Below are 15786 nucleotides of genomic sequence, written 5' to 3'. Positions count from 1 at the left end.
GAAGGAGGACGCAATGAAAAGCAGCATGCAGGGTGGTTACATGCCAGCTGGTCTGCCACAGGCCGAACATGTGGCGGATGTGCGGCAACTTTCCGATATGCAGTTCCGTTCCCTTGGGCTGAGCAAGGTTGCCTATACGCGCCCGGCCACCTTGGAGGATGGAGAGGAAGGCTGCGCTATTTACGCAGCAGACGGTTCGTTACTGGCCGTGGTGGATGACATGGAAACCGCATGGGGCGCCATTGTGCAGAACGACATGGTTCCGGCCTCTCTCCAGTAATCTGTAATTTTTACAGAGCATAAAAAAAGGACCGGTTTGCGCCGGTCCTTTTTTGTTGAGGGTAGAGGAATACCCGGTGGGGTGTGGTTGCTCAAGCAGCAGAGGCCTCCAGCGGTGCTGTGTCCAGCCAGCCAATGTTCCCGTCATCGCGCCTGTAAACCAGACTGATGTGGCGGCTGGCCGTATTGCGGAAAAGCAGAAAGTTCTGCCCGGCAAGGTCGAGCCGCATAACGGCCTCCCCTACGGACAGAACGGGAATGTCCGCAGGCTGCTCGGCAATAATGGTCGCAAATGTTTCCTCCTCCGTGACCGGGGTGGTGGAGGTGGTGTCGTCCTGTTCGTGTTCTTCCACAGGCTGCAACACGTAGGAGCGTGCGCGCTCGGGCAGTTCCTGCCGGGTGGTGGAGCGGGCGTGGGAGGTTACGCGCTTGTGGTAACGGCGCAGGCGCTTGGCAATGTGTTCGGCTGCGTCATCAAAGGCGGCATTGGCGTCTGCGGCCTCGCCTTCTCCGCGCAGGATCAGGCCGCGACCGGCCTTGACGTTGATGTCACACGTAAAAAAGGAGCGGGCTTTGCCGAAGGTCACCTGCGCCTGTAGTCCTGTATCAAAGTATCGTTCCGCAAGATTGCCCAGATGGGTGTTGACCCGATGTTTCAAGGCGTCGGAAAGATCAATCTGTTTACCGGAAACCTGAATATGCATAGGACATCGTTCCTTGCGACTGGCAGGCAGGCCCACCACCCCCTACCGGCGCGGTGTCCGTTCAGGCGGCACCGCAGGGCAGTGGACTTGCCAGTGTTACAATGCAGGCAGGGTCTGCAATGCTTCATCCTGCATTTGGGCATGGGCGGGGTGTTTATGTCCATGCCTTTGTTACAGATATAATGCAGAGCTTTATCCGGTGGTTGCATGCTTGGCCTGTTGGCGCGGAATATAAAGGCGCATGGCAGGCTTGTCGCCAGCCCCACCCTATGCCTACACAGGGAGGGAACAGGTCTTACACGTTATAATCCGGATACTTGCCCGCCATGCTTTTACGTTCCGCCCCACCTGAGCATATGCCCAAAATGCCGCGTGGCTGGGGCTGGCAGATCAAACTGGGCTGCCTTGCCGCTCTTGTGGCGCTGTATGGCGGCTTTATGTGGCACGTAGCACACCAGAAAATACGCCCGATTATGGAACGGGTGGATATTCCCGTGGCAGTTGTGGCAGCCCCCATACCGCCAGCCCCCCCTTCGCCCCCCATTGCCATGCAGCCAGCCCCTCCGCTGGCAGTAACCGCGCCGCCAGTTCTGCCCGGCTCCGTGGAGCACCGCCCCTAAGCTGCTCAGCGGAGGTAAGGTATGAGCGAACTGCGCGTTGCCAGCCTGCATATATACCCGGTCAAGGGGTTGCATGGGCTCTCTCCCCCCACGGCCATGGTCAGCCCATGGGGGCTGGAGGGGGACCGCCGGTGGATGGTGGTGGACCCCGATGGCCGATTTATAACCCAGCGTACCTGCCGCGCCATGGCGCTGGTCACCCCCATTCCCACAGCAGAGGGGCTGACACTCACCCGTGCGCGCATGCGCCCCTGCCCGGTGCGTTTTCCCGATCAGGAAAGCCCCATGGCTTTGGTGACGGTCTGGAAAGATCAGGTTCAGGCGCGGGACGCGGGGGAGACGGCTGCTGCATGGCTGGAGCAGGCACTGGGGCAGCCTTGCCGTCTGGTATGGATGCATCGGCCAGAGCTGGCACGCATCCGCCAGTTGGGGGCGGAGGCGCGGCCTGTCTCGTTTGCGGATGGGTACCCGCTATTGCTGGCCAATACTGCGTCTTTGGAGGACCTGAACGCGCGCATGCCTGCGGGGCAGGGCGTGCCCATGGCGCGCTTCAGGGCCAATATTGTGCTTGCTGGCCAACAGCCATGGGCTGAGGATGGGTGGCGGCGTCTGTCTATTGGAGGTGGGGTTGTGGTGCGTGTGCTTGCCCCGTGCTCGCGCTGCGTGGTCACATCCATCGACCAGAATACGGCGCAGGTCCCTGCTGTGGGGGAGCCGCTGGCTACACTGGCCGGTTTCAGGCGAACACGGGATGGGGTCATGTTCGCGCAGAATGCAGTGGTGGAAAAAGGTGGGCTGATCAGTGTGGGGGACACAGCATGCGTGCTGGAGGAAGGGCCTTCCAACCTACTGGACACGCGTAGCAAACAGGCCTGAAAAACCGGATTCCGCCGCTGTGGCATCCGCATGGACTATGGGGGCCAGACAGGCCGGTTCCGGTTGTCTGCATCAGAACGATGCCGATCGGGGCATGGGTTAGAGCGAGAAACTGTCGCCCAGATAAACACGCCGTACGTCCTCATGCGCGACAATTTCTTCAGGCACGCCCTGCATCAGCACCTGCCCGCTATGCATGATGTAGGCGCGGTCAATAACTTCCAGCGTCTCACGCACATTGTGGTCGGTAATCAGCACCCCGATCCCACGGTCCTTGAGATGGGAGACAAGGTCGCGGATTTCGCCCACGGCAATGGGGTCAATCCCGGCCAGTGGTTCATCGAGCAGAATGTAGTGCGGCTGGCTGGCCAGTGCGCGTGCAATTTCCAGCCGCCTGCGTTCCCCACCGGAAAGGGCGAGAGAGGGGGAGTGGCGCAGGCGGGTAATGCCAAATTCGTTCAGGAGCCCATCCAGCATGACCTGCCGCTGGTCGGGGTCGGGTTCGACCACCTCCAGTGCGGCCATAATGTTCTGCTCCACATTCAGGCCACGAAAAATGCTGGCTTCCTGCGGCAGGTAGCCAATACCCAGCCGTGCGCGCCGGTACATGGGCAGTTGGGTAATGTTAGCCCCATCCAGCGTGATTGTGCCGGTATCGGGCTGGACCAGCCCTACAATCATGTAAAAGCTGGTGGTCTTGCCAGCGCCGTTTGGCCCCAAAAGCCCGACGGCCTCGCCCCGATGCACCTCGATCGAGACATCCTTGACCACCTGACGTTTTTTATAACTTTTGCCAATATTATGGGCGATCAGCCCGTGCCCCGGCTTGTGAGGGGCGTTCAGGTCAATGGGTTCTGGGCCAAGACCAATAACTTCTTCGCGCACAGTTTCCTCGGACGTCCAGCTTACTTCCCGGTTCATTGTTACTTCCTGTCCGATGTATCGCCATTATTGGGAACAACCAGCCCGCTTACCCGGCTGCCCGGACGTTCTGTCATGGTGGCAATACCCGTGTGCATGTTAATAATGGCCGCAGCCCCCTGAATCTGGTTTGGCCCACGTGTAATGTGAACATTGCCAACAATGCGGGCAATACCCGTATCTGGCACATACACGCCGCGCTCACCCGTTACAATTTCGGTCTGGGTCCGGACCCAGACGTGACCGAACGCATTGACCTTTTCCAGCTTGTTCGAGCGGGAGGCAAGGGGGGTGTCCGAGTTGTCGGTTTTGTTCTGGCTGGTTGTGGCCGGTTTGGCCGGGGCATCCGGGGTGCTGTAGCCGACCAGCACATCAGCGCGAATCTGCCTGTGGTCATCGGTTGTAACGGTCGCATCTCCCCGCCCGATGGAAATATGCTGCTGCGAGTAATATTCCATGGAATCGCGCGCGGTCAGCACGTCCTGCGGAGTTGTCAGCCGGAGGTTTTTGCCGGTCATGACCAGCACGGCCTTGTCCATATCATAGACCGCCTTGTCCCCCCATGCCTGATCGGTATCGGTAAAGATGTGGACGTGGCCTATGGCTTCGAGCCGGTAAATTTCGTTTGCGCCGGAATCCTGGTCATCCGTGCCCTTGGTCTCGGCTGTGGTGCTGGGCGCACTGGCTGTGCCGCCCGGTGCGGTTGCCGGTGCTGAGGGCGCCGGGTCGGGGGTCGGATGGTCGGGCTGGACGGCAGGGGCCGGGTTTGTCTGTTCGGGCTGTGGGGTGGCCGTGGTGCCTGCGGGTAGTTTTTTGCGGTAGTAGGCAATAAGTTTATCGGCGGTCACCGTGGCGTTGTTCCGCACGGCCTTGGCCTGATCGTAGGCGACCACTTTTTTCAGGTTCTGGTCCCAGTCAAATCCGCCCAGAGCGGTTACCGCAATCTGCCCGCCATGGGACAGGTCGATCGCCTGTGCGTGTGCGCTGGCGTGGCAGAGCATACTGGCGGCAGGCAGGCAGGCCAGCAGGGACAGGCGGCGGGCAAAGGAGCGCAGGGTGGCGTATGTGCAGGGCAGTGTTCTTGTGGTCATGCTTCAGGATGCCTTTTTGCCAGTGCTGGCATCATTCTGGGCGTCGTCATTAAGGATCAGGCGGCCGGGGCCGCGGAACTGGGCAAGACCGTCATGCTGGCTCAGCAGGAAGCCCTGCGCGTCCAGTGAGCCAAATGGCCCTTCCACCCGCACCCATGAATCGGAGGTGATAATACCGCCCTTGATGTCAATATCGGCAACGGGGGTGTGCATCATCAGGCCATCATCGCGGTACAGGGTTACTTCTCCGGTCAGGTCAAGAATCTGTGCGTGTTGCATGTAAACGCCTTTTTCCGATCGGACCATAAGCCAGTCTCCGGCCTGTGTCAGAATATCAGCCATGGGGTCGGTCAGGTCCAGCCTGTTGCCTGTGGCCTGGTGCACCGTATCCGCTGTAATGGTGAACGGACGGTTGTGTTCATCTACCCCACGGTAGGTTGCCCCGACCAGATTGCCGCTTTCTATTTTGACCTTGCTTAACTCGCGCATGGTGGTCTGGTTGGCACTGATCAGGTGTTCCACTTCCGGCCAGATGGCAATGGCGGACAAAAGCAGCAGGGCTGTTGAGGGCAGCAGCCATTTGGCCCAGCGCAGCATGGTACGCCTGCGTGCCAGATTGGCGGCATCGGGCACTTTGCGCCTGACGGACGAGGCCGCAAGGCGTTCGCGCTGCTGTTTGATGTCCGCCCCGGAGCGGGCGTAGTCCTCGCGCTGGGGGCGTTTATCGGGGGTGTCTGTCATCCAACGCCTGCTCGGACCAGATCATGCAGGTGCACAACGCCCACGGGCAGACCTGCGGAATCAAGGACAAAAAGAGCTGTAACGGGCTGCTTGCGCGCGTTCATGACCTGCAACGCCTCGGAGGCAAGAGCGTCCGGGTTTATGGTGAGCGGCCTTGGGTTCATGACATTTTTTGCCAGTGTGGTTGTAAGGTCTTGGTCCAGCGCGCGGCGCAGGTCGCCATCCGTGATCAGCCCTGCCAGTTCCCCATTCTGCCCCACAATGCCAACGCAGCCTAGCGCCTTGTGCGTCATTTCCATAATGACCTCACGCATGGGTGTGTCGGGGGTGGTCAGGGGCATGGCGTTGCCCTTGTGCATGACCTCACGCACCGTGCGCAGGCGCGCGCCAAGCCTGCCACCGGGATGAAAAGTGCTAAAGTCGGAAGCGGTAAAGCCCCTGTGGCGCAACAGGGCCACGGCCAGCGCATCACCAAAAGCCAGTTGCATGAGTGTGCTGGTGGTAGGGGCCAGCCCCATGGGGCAGGCCTCTGGCATGGTAGGTAGGGTCAGGGCCAGTGTTGCCGTGGTCGCCAGGGTGGAGGTGGCCCTGCTGGTTACGGCCAGCAGGGGCTGGCCGGTGCGCAGGGTATGGGCCGCAATATCAGCCAGTTCCGTGGTCTCACCCGAGTTGGAAAAAGCCAGAATGGCATCACCGGGCTGCACCATGCCCAGATCCCCGTGTGAGGCCTCGGCAGGATGCACGTAGAGCGAGGGTGTGCCGGTGGACGCCAGCGTGGCCTGTATCTTGCGCGCAACATGACCGGACTTGCCAATACCCGTGACCACCACCCGACCAGAAATGCCAAGCAGAACAGTCACGGCCTGCGCAAACGCACCGCCCAGTCCGGCCGGGTCCTCCAACGCGTGGGCCAGAGCTTCCAGCCCGCTTTGTTCAACACGCACTGTGGCGGCTGCGTCCATGCCGGGGGTGGTCGAAGCGGTGAGGGCGGGACTGGTCATGCGTGAGGTCGGTCCGATGGTCAGAAAGTGTCAGATGTGCCTTGCTCAGGCGCGATGGGAGAAAATATCAGGGTCTTCGTAGCCCATCATATCCAGCCGTGCGCGCGTGGGCAGAAAATCATAGCATGCCTGTGCCAGATCGTGCCTGTTTTCGCGCTCCAGCAGGGCGGAAAGCTTGTGCCACAGGGCATGCAGGTAAAGCACGTCCGACGCGGCATAGGCCAGTTGCTCGGGTTTGAGTTCCGGCGCGCCCCAGTCCGAACTCTGCTGCTGTTTGCTCAGGTCCACGCCCAGCAGATCACGGCACAGGGCGGCCAGCCCGTGGCGGTCCGTAAAGGTGCGCACCAGTCGGGCTGCTATTTTGGTGCACACAACAGGACTGACCGTAATACCCAGCGCGTGTTGCAAAATACGAACGTCAAAGCGGGCATAATGCATGATTTTGGTCAGCGTCGGGTCTGCCAGCACACGTTTGAGGTTGGGGCAGTCATACCCGGTGCCACCAAGGGAGGAGGGAATCAACTGGACCAGATGGGCTGTGCCATCCCCGCCAGAAAGCTGGACAAGGCACAGCCGGTCCCTGTGGGGGTTCAGGCCCATTGTCTCCGTGTCCACGGCAACAGAGCCAGTAAAGCGCAGGTGGTCGGGCAGGTCATTTTTGTACAGGGTAATGGCGCCAGCACATGGGCCCTGAGCTGCGGACATGAGGCGCTCCTGTTCTGCTGTTGCGTCTAGGCTGCTTTGCATCAGACGGATTACCGCCGCATGGGGGGAATGTCCATTCCCCGGCATGGGTGCGGCACCCTTATGAGCAGACAAAGATAAGGCCATGCGCCGTTGCAGGGATAGGCGGATACCCCGCTCATGCGCTAGGGGAGAGACATAGTGACTCCAACCTGGAACCATATTGTCCATGCAGAACCCCCGCAAAGCCGCACGTCCCGCACGCCGCTCCCGCTCATCTGGCCATGGTGGCGGTGGGCGCGATGGCATGTCCACGGCCCCGGCGGGCAAGTGCTGGCTGTTTGGCACGCATGCCGTGGCGGCGGCTCTGGCCAATCCGCGCAGGGTGTACGAACGCCTGCTGGTGACCGAGGCCGAACACCCCGCACTGGAAGAAGCCGCCCGTTCTGGCGGAGGTGGTTTGCAGGTGGCGCCAGAGCTTGTGCAGCGTGCTCGGCTGGATGATCTGCTGGGGCCAGAGGCCGTACATCAGGGTGTGGCCATGCTGGCGCATATTCTACCCTCGCTTACGCTGGAGGAGGCGCTGGAACGCCCCGGCCCCGTGCTGGTGCTTGATCAGGTAACTGACCCGCGCAATGTGGGGGCTATTTTGCGCTCTGCGGCGGCTTTTGGCGCGGCCTGCATTGTGGTGCAGGACCGTAACGCCCCCGAAGAAACCGCCGTGCTGGCCAAGGCGGCCTCTGGTGCGTTGGAAACAGTGCCTTTTGTGCGTGAGGTCAATCTGTCCCGCGCCATAGAAATGCTTCAGAAGGCCGGATGCTGGACCGTAGGGCTGGATGCGGGCGGCACAATCCTGAACGGTGCCGGGTTTGACGGGCGGCGCGTGGCCCTTGTGCTGGGTGCCGAAGGGCGCGGCCTGCGCCGCATGACGCGTGAAAGCTGTGATGAAATTGCGGGCCTGTACATGCCCGGTGAGATGGAAAGCCTGAACGTGTCCGTGGCGGCAGCATTAGGGCTTTACGAACTGGTGCGGCGCGGCATGCCCGCAGCGTAGCAGACTGCGGCACCAAAAAAACCAACGTAATACCCGATATCCGCCCCACCCAACCAGCGGGCGATGGGGCCGGTATACAGACTGCTGGTGGAAAACAGACCAATGGTCAGGGCCGCGGTTATGGTGAATATGCTTGCACCGCGCGTCCACCCCTTGGGGGTAGGCCGGGCTGTGTGGTCCTTTGTGCAGTACCAGTCCGCCAGCACAATGCCCGTCCATGGGGCAATCCAGTACATGGTGACCATAAGGTAGTCCGTATAAAACGTTGCGTATTGCCCCGCCCCGGCAACCGCTAGTACATAGCCCAGAGCCGCAGTCAGCACCGCAGCCGCTACGCGGGGCACATGCAGCCCGGCGGAAATAAGGCTGTAACTCGCCGTGTTGTCGTTGAACGAGTTGCCGGTAATGGAGGACAGCGCAATGGCGGCCAGTGCAAATGTGCCCAGTGGCCCCAATGTGTGCTGGAGCGATGCAATAACCGCTGTAGGTGAGGCATCCACCACGCTCCCCGCCGAGATAAGGCCCAGAATCTGGAATGGAATAGCCGATGCCAGCAGCCCGGCCAGTGCGAGCAGCACGACTTTTTTAGGGCTGGAACTGGCAGGCAGGTAGCGGGTGTAGTCCGATGAGTAGGACGCCCATGAGAGGTTGAAGCTGACCAGAACCCCCACAGCCAGCAAAAACGTGGTTACGCTCACGGGGTGATGGCTGGCAAGTGGAGCCTGCCCACGGATGGCAAACACAATGCCGATCAGCGCAAAGGCAAGCAGCAGGAACGCGCCAAGGTATTTCTGCAACGCCTGCACAACATGATGGCCATAGATTGAGGCCACCATCTGCACCCCGGCCAGAACGCCAAGTGCAGCCCAGAAGGGGGTATGCATGCCCCCGGCAAGCAGCAGCGCGATCAGGGCTGTGGCTGCGGGCACGTTGTTCACCGCATCCCACCCCACACAGTAAATCCAGTTCAGGAACGCGGGCAGGCGCAGGCCGATCTGGCCCAGTGCCCGGCGGGAGGCCTCCATTTGTGTCAGCCCGGTGGAAGGGCCAATGGCTGCGGCAAGGGCTACGGGCAATGCGCCAATCAGGTTGCCCAGCACAACAGCGGCAACGCCTGTTTTAAAGTCCAGCCCCATGCTGATCAGCAGCGCGCCGGTAACCCAGCCCCCCGGCCCCAGATTGGGGGCAAAGTGGCTCCAGAACACACGGTCCATCTTCATGGTTTTCAGGTGTTCTGGCACGGGTTCGCGCACGGCGGCGGCGGACATGTCTTCCATTATGGCATGCGCGCGGGGGCGTGTGTCCTGCGTCATGTCGTTGGGGGCTTTCTGTTAGGGGCGGGGGAAGGGGGCGGGTTAGCTCAGGTCCGGTGCAGGCATGCTGCCAGCAGCCCCGGCAGGCTGGTTGTTATAGTAGGCCTCGGCTAGCGCTATGGGCAACAGGTCCATCAGGCGGGAGCCAGCGGCCAGCCAGAGCGGGAAGGTAATGCGCCGCTCATTGCGCGCAAGCCCGCGCAGAATGCGGCGGCACGCGCTGTTGACATCCGTAAGTCCGGGCATGGGAAAGGTATTGCGCGCCACCATGGGCGTGTCCAAAAAACCGCAGACAACCGAACTGAGCAGAATACCCGCTTTTTTGGCGTTGCCCCCGGTGGCCACCATAAATCGGTCTACCGCCGCCTTGGCGGCACTATAGGCCGGTGTGCCGGGAAAAGAGACAAGCCCCGCCACGGAGGAAATGGCGCAGATACGCCCGCGCATGCCATCTGCCGCGCGGGGCTGGTTCTGCATCATCTCCAGTGCCGGGAGCACGGTGTTGAGCACACCGGTCAGGTCGGTCTCAAAAATCCGGCGGATCTGGGCTTCTGGTTCTATCGCCGGGGCATCCGGGGCCAGGGGTTTGCGCGTGCCCCCGGTAATGCCAGCACAGGCCAGAACCATGTCCAGCCCACCCGTGCCCTGCACCCACTGCGCCATGGCCGCACGGTCTGTTACATCGCAGGTGTTCAGGTGAACGGCGGCGCCCCGGCTAATGCAGTTGCGTGCCGTATCTTCCAGCCGTGCCGTGTTGCGCCCCCCAAGCCATAGCCTGCGGCCGGGGCGTGCAAGGGTCTGGGCCAGCGCGCGGCCCAGACCGGAGGAGGCACCTGTTATGAGAATGGTGTTGTGCATCATGGTGGGGTCCGCCTTCCTTGTGGCATAGAGCGCGGTGGCGCAGCGTGGCCGCTTCTGGCATGAAGGGGCAAGAGCGTAAGTTTGAACAGACAGGGTGTGAAAGAGCAGTATGGCACACAATGGAACGGCTCATCCGGGTCATGCAACGCGGCGGGGTGTATGCCTTGTTATTTCTGCCCCTTCGGGCGCTGGCAAATCAACTATTGCCAATGCGCTGCGTGCGTCGGACACAAAACTGAAACATTCTGTTTCCGTCACCACACGCCAGCCCCGACCGGGGGAAAAAGAGGGCGTGCATTACTACTTCCGCACCATGGAGCAGTTTGAGGCCATGGCGCAGGCGGGCGAACTGCTGGAATGGGCTATTGTGTTCGGTCGCGGTTACGGCACACCGCGCGCGCCGGTGGAACAGGCCCTTGCCGCCGGGCATGACATGGTGTTCGATATAGACTGGCAGGGACACAGGCAGATACGCGAAACCCTGCCGGGCGATGTGGTCGGCCTGTTTGTGCTCCCCCCCTCCTTGGAGGAACTCGAACGCCGCCTGACCGGCCGTGGCTCTGACCACCCGGACGAAATTGCCCGCCGCATGGCTGCGGCAAGGGACGAAATTTCGCACTGGCAGGAGTTTGATACCGTTATCATCAACACCGAGCTGGACCGGGCCGTGGCCGAGGCCCGCGCCGTGCTGGTGGCGGGCCGCCTGCTCACCCGCAGGCAGATCGGCCTTGCCGATTTTGTCGCAACGTTTGATGCCTGACAGACAGGTCCTTCCAGCACCCTACGCCCGCCCCGCACCCATAACAGGCCATTAATGTGAGCATGACAACACAGACTGACAAACCAAAGGAAGATGGCCTGCTGGGGCTGACCCTGCGCCAGCCCCCGGCCAACATAGAGGCCGAGCAGGCGCTGCTGGGCGCGTTGCTGACCAATAATCGGGCCTATGACCGGGTGTCCGACTTTTTGGCGGGCGAGCACTTTGCCAACCGTGTGAACGGGCAGTTGTACGCAGCCATTGCCCGCAGGATAGAGAACGGCCAGTTGGCCGACCCGGTCACCATGCGCGCGGAGCTGGAAAACTCCGGTATGCTCGATAGCGTTGGCGGCATTGCCTATCTGGCCAAACTGCTGACCTCCATGGTCGGGATTATTAACGCCGGGGATTACGGGCGCACTATCCATGATGCATGGATCCGTCGCCAGTTGATTGATATTGGCGAAAATGTTGTCAACAACGCCTTTGGCGCCACAGGGGACCTGTCCGGCCCGGACCAGATTGAGGCGGGGGAAGAAGCCCTGTTCAAACTGGCGACCGAAAAAGGCAAGGAGGGCGATTTTGTCGCCTTTAACAAAGCCCTTACTGGGGCGATCAATGTTGCAGCCCTTGCCTTCCAGAGCGAAGGCCATGTTACGGGCCTGACATCGGGTTTGCGTGATCTGGATAAAAAAACAGGCGGGCTGCACCCATCCGATCTGCTTATTCTGGCAGGGCGTCCGGCTATGGGCAAAACGGCGCTGGCGACCAAAGTTGCATTTTCCGCTGCCCGCTCACTGATGGACGAGGCAGAGGAAAAAGGGGAAAAACCCAAAGGGTCTGTCGCCATTTTCTCGCTCGAAATGTCGGCCGAGCAGTTGGCCACCCGTATTTTGTCCGAACAGGCTGAAGTGTCTGGCGAGCGCATCCGCCGGGGGGATATCGGGCAAAAGGAGTTTGACCGGTTTGTGCGGGTCAGCCACGAACTCGCCCGCCTGCCGCTGTTGATTGATGATACACCCGCAATCTCGCTCTCCGCCATGCGCACGCGCTGCCGCCGCCTCAAGCGCACACAGGGGCTGAGTTTGATTGTGGTGGATTACCTCCAGCTCATGCGCCCCTCCGTTGGTACCCGACCAGAAAGCCGCGTGCTCGAAATTTCCATGATCACGCAGGGTCTCAAGGCCATTGCCAAGGAACTGGAGGTGCCGGTTATTGCCCTCTCCCAGCTCTCCCGTCAGGTGGAAAGCCGCGAGGACAAACGCCCGATGCTGTCGGACTTGCGTGAATCCGGTTCCATTGAGCAGGACGCGGATGCGGTGATGTTTGTCTATCGTGACGAATATTACCTGCAACAGCGCATGCCCAAGGAAACAGCTTACGATTCCATGGACAAATACTCAGTGGCCATGGACGAATGGCAGCGCAAGATGGGGCTGGTCCACAACAAGGCCGAGCTTATTCTGGAAAAGCAGCGGCATGGGCCAACAGGCACCATCAATCTGTTTTTCGAAGGCGAATACACACGCTTTGCCGATCTGGATAATATTCACGAACATTAATGCGGGCCACTTCTGGCAGGTTCGGTCGGCACGTAAAAAAGCCCGGCTCCCCAGAGTGTGGGAGCCGGGCTTTTTGTTGGAGGTGCGTAGTGGGGGGCAGGCTTTGCTCTGGCCTGCGCAACCCCAGCCGTTGTGGCCGTGCGCTTATGGTGCGCGCACGGTCTGGCGGAATGTGACGGGAATTTCGTTTTCCTGAAAAGCCTGCCAGATTGCAAACAACGCGCTGCTGCGTGCAGTTTTTATTTCCACCCCATCGCGCGCCTTGGCCGACCCGGTCAGCACGGCCGAGCCATCGGCGACCGATGTCATGCTGACTGTGGGCGCGCTGTCGGGGTCTGTGTCGGCACAGGCGCTGAGTGTGGCAATAACCACGGCACTGGCCTTGTTCAGGTCCGAGGCAAAGGGCAGGTCCAGTTCCACGGTAAACACACCGGGTTTTTGCGCCCGTGTGGCGTTTTTGACCGCCGAGGTAATGAACTGCGAGTTCGGGACGATCATGGTGGATTTGTCATCGAGCCGGATGTCGGTCGAGCGGACGCTAATGCGTTCCACTTTGCCGGTAACACCCGCAATGGTCACCACATCCCCCACCGATACAGGGCGTTCGGCCATAAGGATAATGCCCGACACAAAGTTCTGCACAATGGATTGCAGGCCAAAACCAATCCCCACAGACAGGGCGCTGACAACCCATGTCATGCTTTTGACCGTAACCCCAAGGGCTGCAAACATGGCCAGCCCGATCAGGATCCACGCGGCATAGCCCAATATGCTCAGGATGGACGCCTGCGCCCCGATATCCAGATTGGTAGCCGGAAAAAACCTTTGCTGGAACCATGATTTAACAATTTTTATGGCCTGATAGCCCACAAGTGGCAGGGCAATGCACAGCAGAATGGCATCAAGCGAGACAGAGGATGTATTGCTGTCTTCCGTGCCGTGGAACAGGGAGTAAAGCTGCTGCCATATCTGCGGTGGGTCAAAATTGGCGCCAGAGCTTGCCACGGCGTAGGCCACGGCCAGCAGCAGCACATTGATCAGGCCGGGAACAAGAATACTGGCCTGATTAATCAGCCGTGGTGGCAACCCCAGTTCTACCAGGTGGCGGCCCAAAGGCGCGCGGGAGGCAAACAGTGCGCCCCCAAGGGCGGTTGTCAGCATGGACAGCAGCAAAAGGGTGGTCATGCTCAGGGCCATCACACTCACCCACGAGATCAGCGTGTAGGCGAGGGGGATATACCCGGTTAGGACCGCAATCCAGCAGATGATGGAAATACCCATGGCCATGCTGCGCAGGAACTGTGCCAGTGGTGGGGTCTGCTCGGTCGTTCCGGCTGGTTCTGCGGCTGTATCCGCATCCTGGTCCTGTGCGGCTGTCAGGCGCAGTTTGCGCGGTATGGCAAACAGAAGCGGGCTGACCGTCAGCGTATAAAGCCCGTCCACCAATTGCACACTCAGCAGGGAAAGCCCGCTCTGAGTATCCACATAGCGCAGCATACCACGCACGATCATGGCAATGGCCAGCCACGCGGGGAATAGCCGCAGGCTGCGGGCCAGATCGTCCGACATGGCAAAAACACGCCAGTCCGCCTTGGAGCTCAGGAAGCAGAACCCAAGTTCGAGCACCAGCCCGCACAGGGGAGCCTGCGTTGCCACCATGCTGGCAAGCTGGTCCAGATCATCCCCCACGGCGGGGTTATCAAACGCCAGCGTGTTCCAGAACACCTGAAAAGAAATGGCGCAGGCCAGAACACTCACAACACCGCACAATACGGTTGCGGCAATGGGGCGCACGCGCCCTTGTGGCAAAAAGCGGGTTGTGAGCAGGCGTATGGGTTTGCGCGCGTATAGCCACCCGGCCAGTAGCAGCAGGGAGGCGCTCAGACCGGCCAGCGTTATAAAAAAGCGTTTACCGGTAAGGGCCGTTGCCAGCATGGCCAGCGTTTCCGCCCCCAGTGCGTTCAGCCTGCGCCCGTCCTGTGGGGCGCTTTGTATGAACTGCGACCAGAAGTTGACACCCAGCGGGGAGGGCATTTGCTGCCACAGCGTTGCCTGCTGGATGGCGCTGTCATGCTGGCGCAGTTCATTGACCAGTTGTTGCGCTTCGACCTGATAAAGCTTCAGCCTTGTCATACGGGCGGAAATATCTTTCTGCCGTCTGTTCAGGCTTTCGCGCTGTTCGGTCAGGGAGGACGCCTCGGGCGGGTCGTCCTTGGCGGGAGGCTTGCCCAGAATGTCCACAAAGTTCTGGTACACATCCTGATACGGGCGGATGCGCGCCATTAGCCTGTCTGTCCGGGTAGAAACAGCGGTGGCGCGCTGGAGCAGTGCGCTCAGGTCCAGAGCGCTATGCCCGGCATGCTGTTCCGTTACGCCGCTTGTGTAAATGGAGCGTATTTCCGCCCCGATCTCATCAAGCGTTTTGTCAGAAACAATGTCCTGCGCGCTCATGATCAGGGGGGAGGGCACGTTGCCTGCGGTCAGGGCGGCTGCGGGCTGCTCCGCACTTTGCGCTCCGGCCGGGCCAGACAGGGATGGAATGGAAAAGAGGAAGAGCGAGAGTAAAAACAATACGCGGACAGGCATACGAAGCATCAGGCAACCTTGCGCCGTGGGAGAAGACATTACAGCTTGGAACGATCAGGGCGGATAACAGGTTGCATGCCACCGTGGTGCAAAGCCGGTGCGTTTTATATCATGGTGATATAAAACGAGAAAAGATTATCGTTTTTTTAAACTGTATTGTTGTCGGCCGGGCACTTTAAAAGAAGACCTGCAATAGCGGCGTACAGGAGCGTTTTACACAGTGCATTTCTGGTTTGAAGCACAAAAATTTGGGGAGCAGTATGTCCGCTCCCCCTCCTCGGTATTGCCCCGATAAAGCAATATGCCCGACGTTGCCGGCCTATGGTGTATAACCACCAGCCTGAGCCGGGCGAAGGAATATGCCCCAGTCACCATAAACCCGCCGCAGCGAGCAGAGCGGCAGTAGTCGTGATCAGTCGTCGCTGCTGTTCAGGTGGTCATGGTAACCCAAGGGTTCCCACTGTGCGGGTTTGGTCAGTTGGCGCGGAGGGTGATGGAACATTCCACAGGCGGAAAGCCCAAGCGCGCATGCCAGCAACAGAACCGCACGTTTCATTGTGTGTCTTTCTCCACAAATGGGTATGAGTGTCTCTATCTCATTCCCGCCTGCCATGGGCAAGGCAATTAGGGTTTGTGGGGATTCACATGAGGGTTAGGTTATGATTCAAGCATCTGATGGAACGCTTTGTGCTGACAGACGCCCAATGGGCGCTGATTGAACCTCATTGCCTTGGCA

At 60.3% G+C, this 15786-nt stretch carries 16 protein-coding genes; 6 read left to right on the top strand and 10 right to left on the bottom strand.

Annotated elements, in window-relative coordinates; translation table 11 throughout:
* Window positions 1–13: 13 nt before the first annotated feature.
* Window positions 14–280, top strand: coding sequence for a hypothetical protein (locus GOB86_RS05875; RefSeq protein ID WP_165991440.1), 267 nt, complete (start codon window positions 14–16; stop codon window positions 278–280).
* 91 nt (window positions 281–371) lie between these two features.
* On the opposite strand, the gene hpf is transcribed toward GOB86_RS05875, so the two are convergent.
* Window positions 372–983 carry a ribosome hibernation-promoting factor, HPF/YfiA family gene (gene hpf, locus GOB86_RS05870; protein ID WP_165991439.1) on the bottom strand — a complete coding sequence of 204 codons (612 nt, stop codon included), beginning with the start codon at window positions 981–983 and terminating at the stop codon, window positions 372–374.
* A 326-nt stretch (window positions 984–1309) separates the two neighbouring features.
* On the opposite strand from hpf, the gene GOB86_RS05865 reads away from it, so the two are divergent.
* Window positions 1310–1603, top strand: coding sequence for a hypothetical protein (locus GOB86_RS05865; protein ID WP_165991438.1), 294 nt, complete (start codon window positions 1310–1312; stop codon window positions 1601–1603).
* A 21-nt stretch (window positions 1604–1624) separates the two neighbouring features.
* Window positions 1625–2479, top strand: coding sequence for an MOSC domain-containing protein (locus GOB86_RS05860; protein ID WP_165991437.1), 855 nt, complete (start codon window positions 1625–1627; stop codon window positions 2477–2479).
* A gap of 99 nt (window positions 2480–2578) precedes the next feature.
* Here the strand turns inward: GOB86_RS05860 and lptB are convergent, their stop codons facing one another.
* Genes lptB through GOB86_RS05835 form a run of 5 tightly spaced genes read right to left on the bottom strand, consistent with a single transcriptional unit; the run spans window position 2579 to window position 6938 of the window.
* Entirely contained in the window at window positions 2579–3400 is an 822-nt protein-coding gene (gene lptB, locus GOB86_RS05855; protein ID WP_165991436.1) for an LPS export ABC transporter ATP-binding protein, read from the bottom strand.
* Between the two features lie 2 nt (window positions 3401–3402).
* Entirely contained in the window at window positions 3403–4491 is a 1089-nt protein-coding gene (locus GOB86_RS05850; protein WP_165991435.1) for an LptA/OstA family protein, read from the bottom strand.
* A gap of 3 nt (window positions 4492–4494) precedes the next feature.
* Complete coding sequence (lptC, locus tag GOB86_RS05845) at window positions 4495–5232, bottom strand: LPS export ABC transporter periplasmic protein LptC (protein WP_165991434.1); 738 nt, start codon at window positions 5230–5232, stop codon at window positions 4495–4497.
* On the bottom strand, window positions 5229–6233 hold the full coding sequence (locus tag GOB86_RS05840; protein WP_165991433.1) for a KpsF/GutQ family sugar-phosphate isomerase: 1005 nt from the start codon (window positions 6231–6233) through the stop codon (window positions 5229–5231). The genes lptC and GOB86_RS05840 overlap by 4 nt, the downstream gene beginning before the upstream one ends.
* A gap of 45 nt (window positions 6234–6278) precedes the next feature.
* The gene (locus GOB86_RS05835; protein WP_165991432.1) at window positions 6279–6938 is read right to left on the bottom strand and encodes a ribonuclease D; all 660 of its coding nucleotides are present in this window, start codon (window positions 6936–6938) and stop codon (window positions 6279–6281) included.
* A gap of 208 nt (window positions 6939–7146) precedes the next feature.
* Between GOB86_RS05835 and rlmB the strand changes: the two genes are divergently transcribed.
* Window positions 7147–7971 (top strand): 23S rRNA (guanosine(2251)-2'-O)-methyltransferase RlmB, encoded by an 825-nt coding sequence (rlmB, locus tag GOB86_RS05830; RefSeq protein ID WP_165991431.1) that lies wholly within the window; start codon window positions 7147–7149, stop codon window positions 7969–7971.
* On the opposite strand, the gene GOB86_RS05825 is transcribed toward rlmB, so the two are convergent.
* Complete coding sequence (locus GOB86_RS05825; RefSeq protein WP_165991430.1) at window positions 7935–9284, bottom strand: purine-cytosine permease family protein; 1350 nt, start codon at window positions 9282–9284, stop codon at window positions 7935–7937. The genes rlmB and GOB86_RS05825 overlap by 37 nt on opposite strands.
* A gap of 42 nt (window positions 9285–9326) precedes the next feature.
* Complete coding sequence (locus GOB86_RS05820; protein WP_165991429.1) at window positions 9327–10145, bottom strand: SDR family NAD(P)-dependent oxidoreductase; 819 nt, start codon at window positions 10143–10145, stop codon at window positions 9327–9329.
* A 109-nt stretch (window positions 10146–10254) separates the two neighbouring features.
* Between GOB86_RS05820 and gmk the strand changes: the two genes are divergently transcribed.
* Together gmk and GOB86_RS05810 are read left to right on the top strand one after the other, a co-directional pair.
* Complete coding sequence (gene gmk / locus GOB86_RS05815; protein ID WP_165991428.1) at window positions 10255–10905, top strand: guanylate kinase; 651 nt, start codon at window positions 10255–10257, stop codon at window positions 10903–10905.
* 62 nt (window positions 10906–10967) lie between these two features.
* Window positions 10968–12464, top strand: a complete 1497-nt coding sequence (locus tag GOB86_RS05810) for a replicative DNA helicase (protein WP_165991427.1) — start codon at window positions 10968–10970, stop codon at window positions 12462–12464.
* 144 nt (window positions 12465–12608) lie between these two features.
* Here the strand turns inward: GOB86_RS05810 and GOB86_RS05805 are convergent, their stop codons facing one another.
* On the bottom strand, window positions 12609–15059 hold the full coding sequence (locus tag GOB86_RS05805; protein WP_165991426.1) for a DUF3772 domain-containing protein: 2451 nt from the start codon (window positions 15057–15059) through the stop codon (window positions 12609–12611).
* Window positions 15060–15462: 403 nt separating this feature from the next.
* The gene (locus GOB86_RS05800) at window positions 15463–15606 is read right to left on the bottom strand and encodes a hypothetical protein (protein WP_165991425.1); all 144 of its coding nucleotides are present in this window, start codon (window positions 15604–15606) and stop codon (window positions 15463–15465) included.
* Window positions 15607–15786: the final 180 nt, after the last annotated feature.

Source organism: Acetobacter lambici (genome assembly GCF_011516885.1).
In the GTDB taxonomy this organism is placed as follows: Bacteria; Pseudomonadota; Alphaproteobacteria; order Acetobacterales; family Acetobacteraceae; genus Acetobacter; species Acetobacter lambici.
This window is presented reverse-complemented; position numbering and strand designations above follow the sequence as displayed.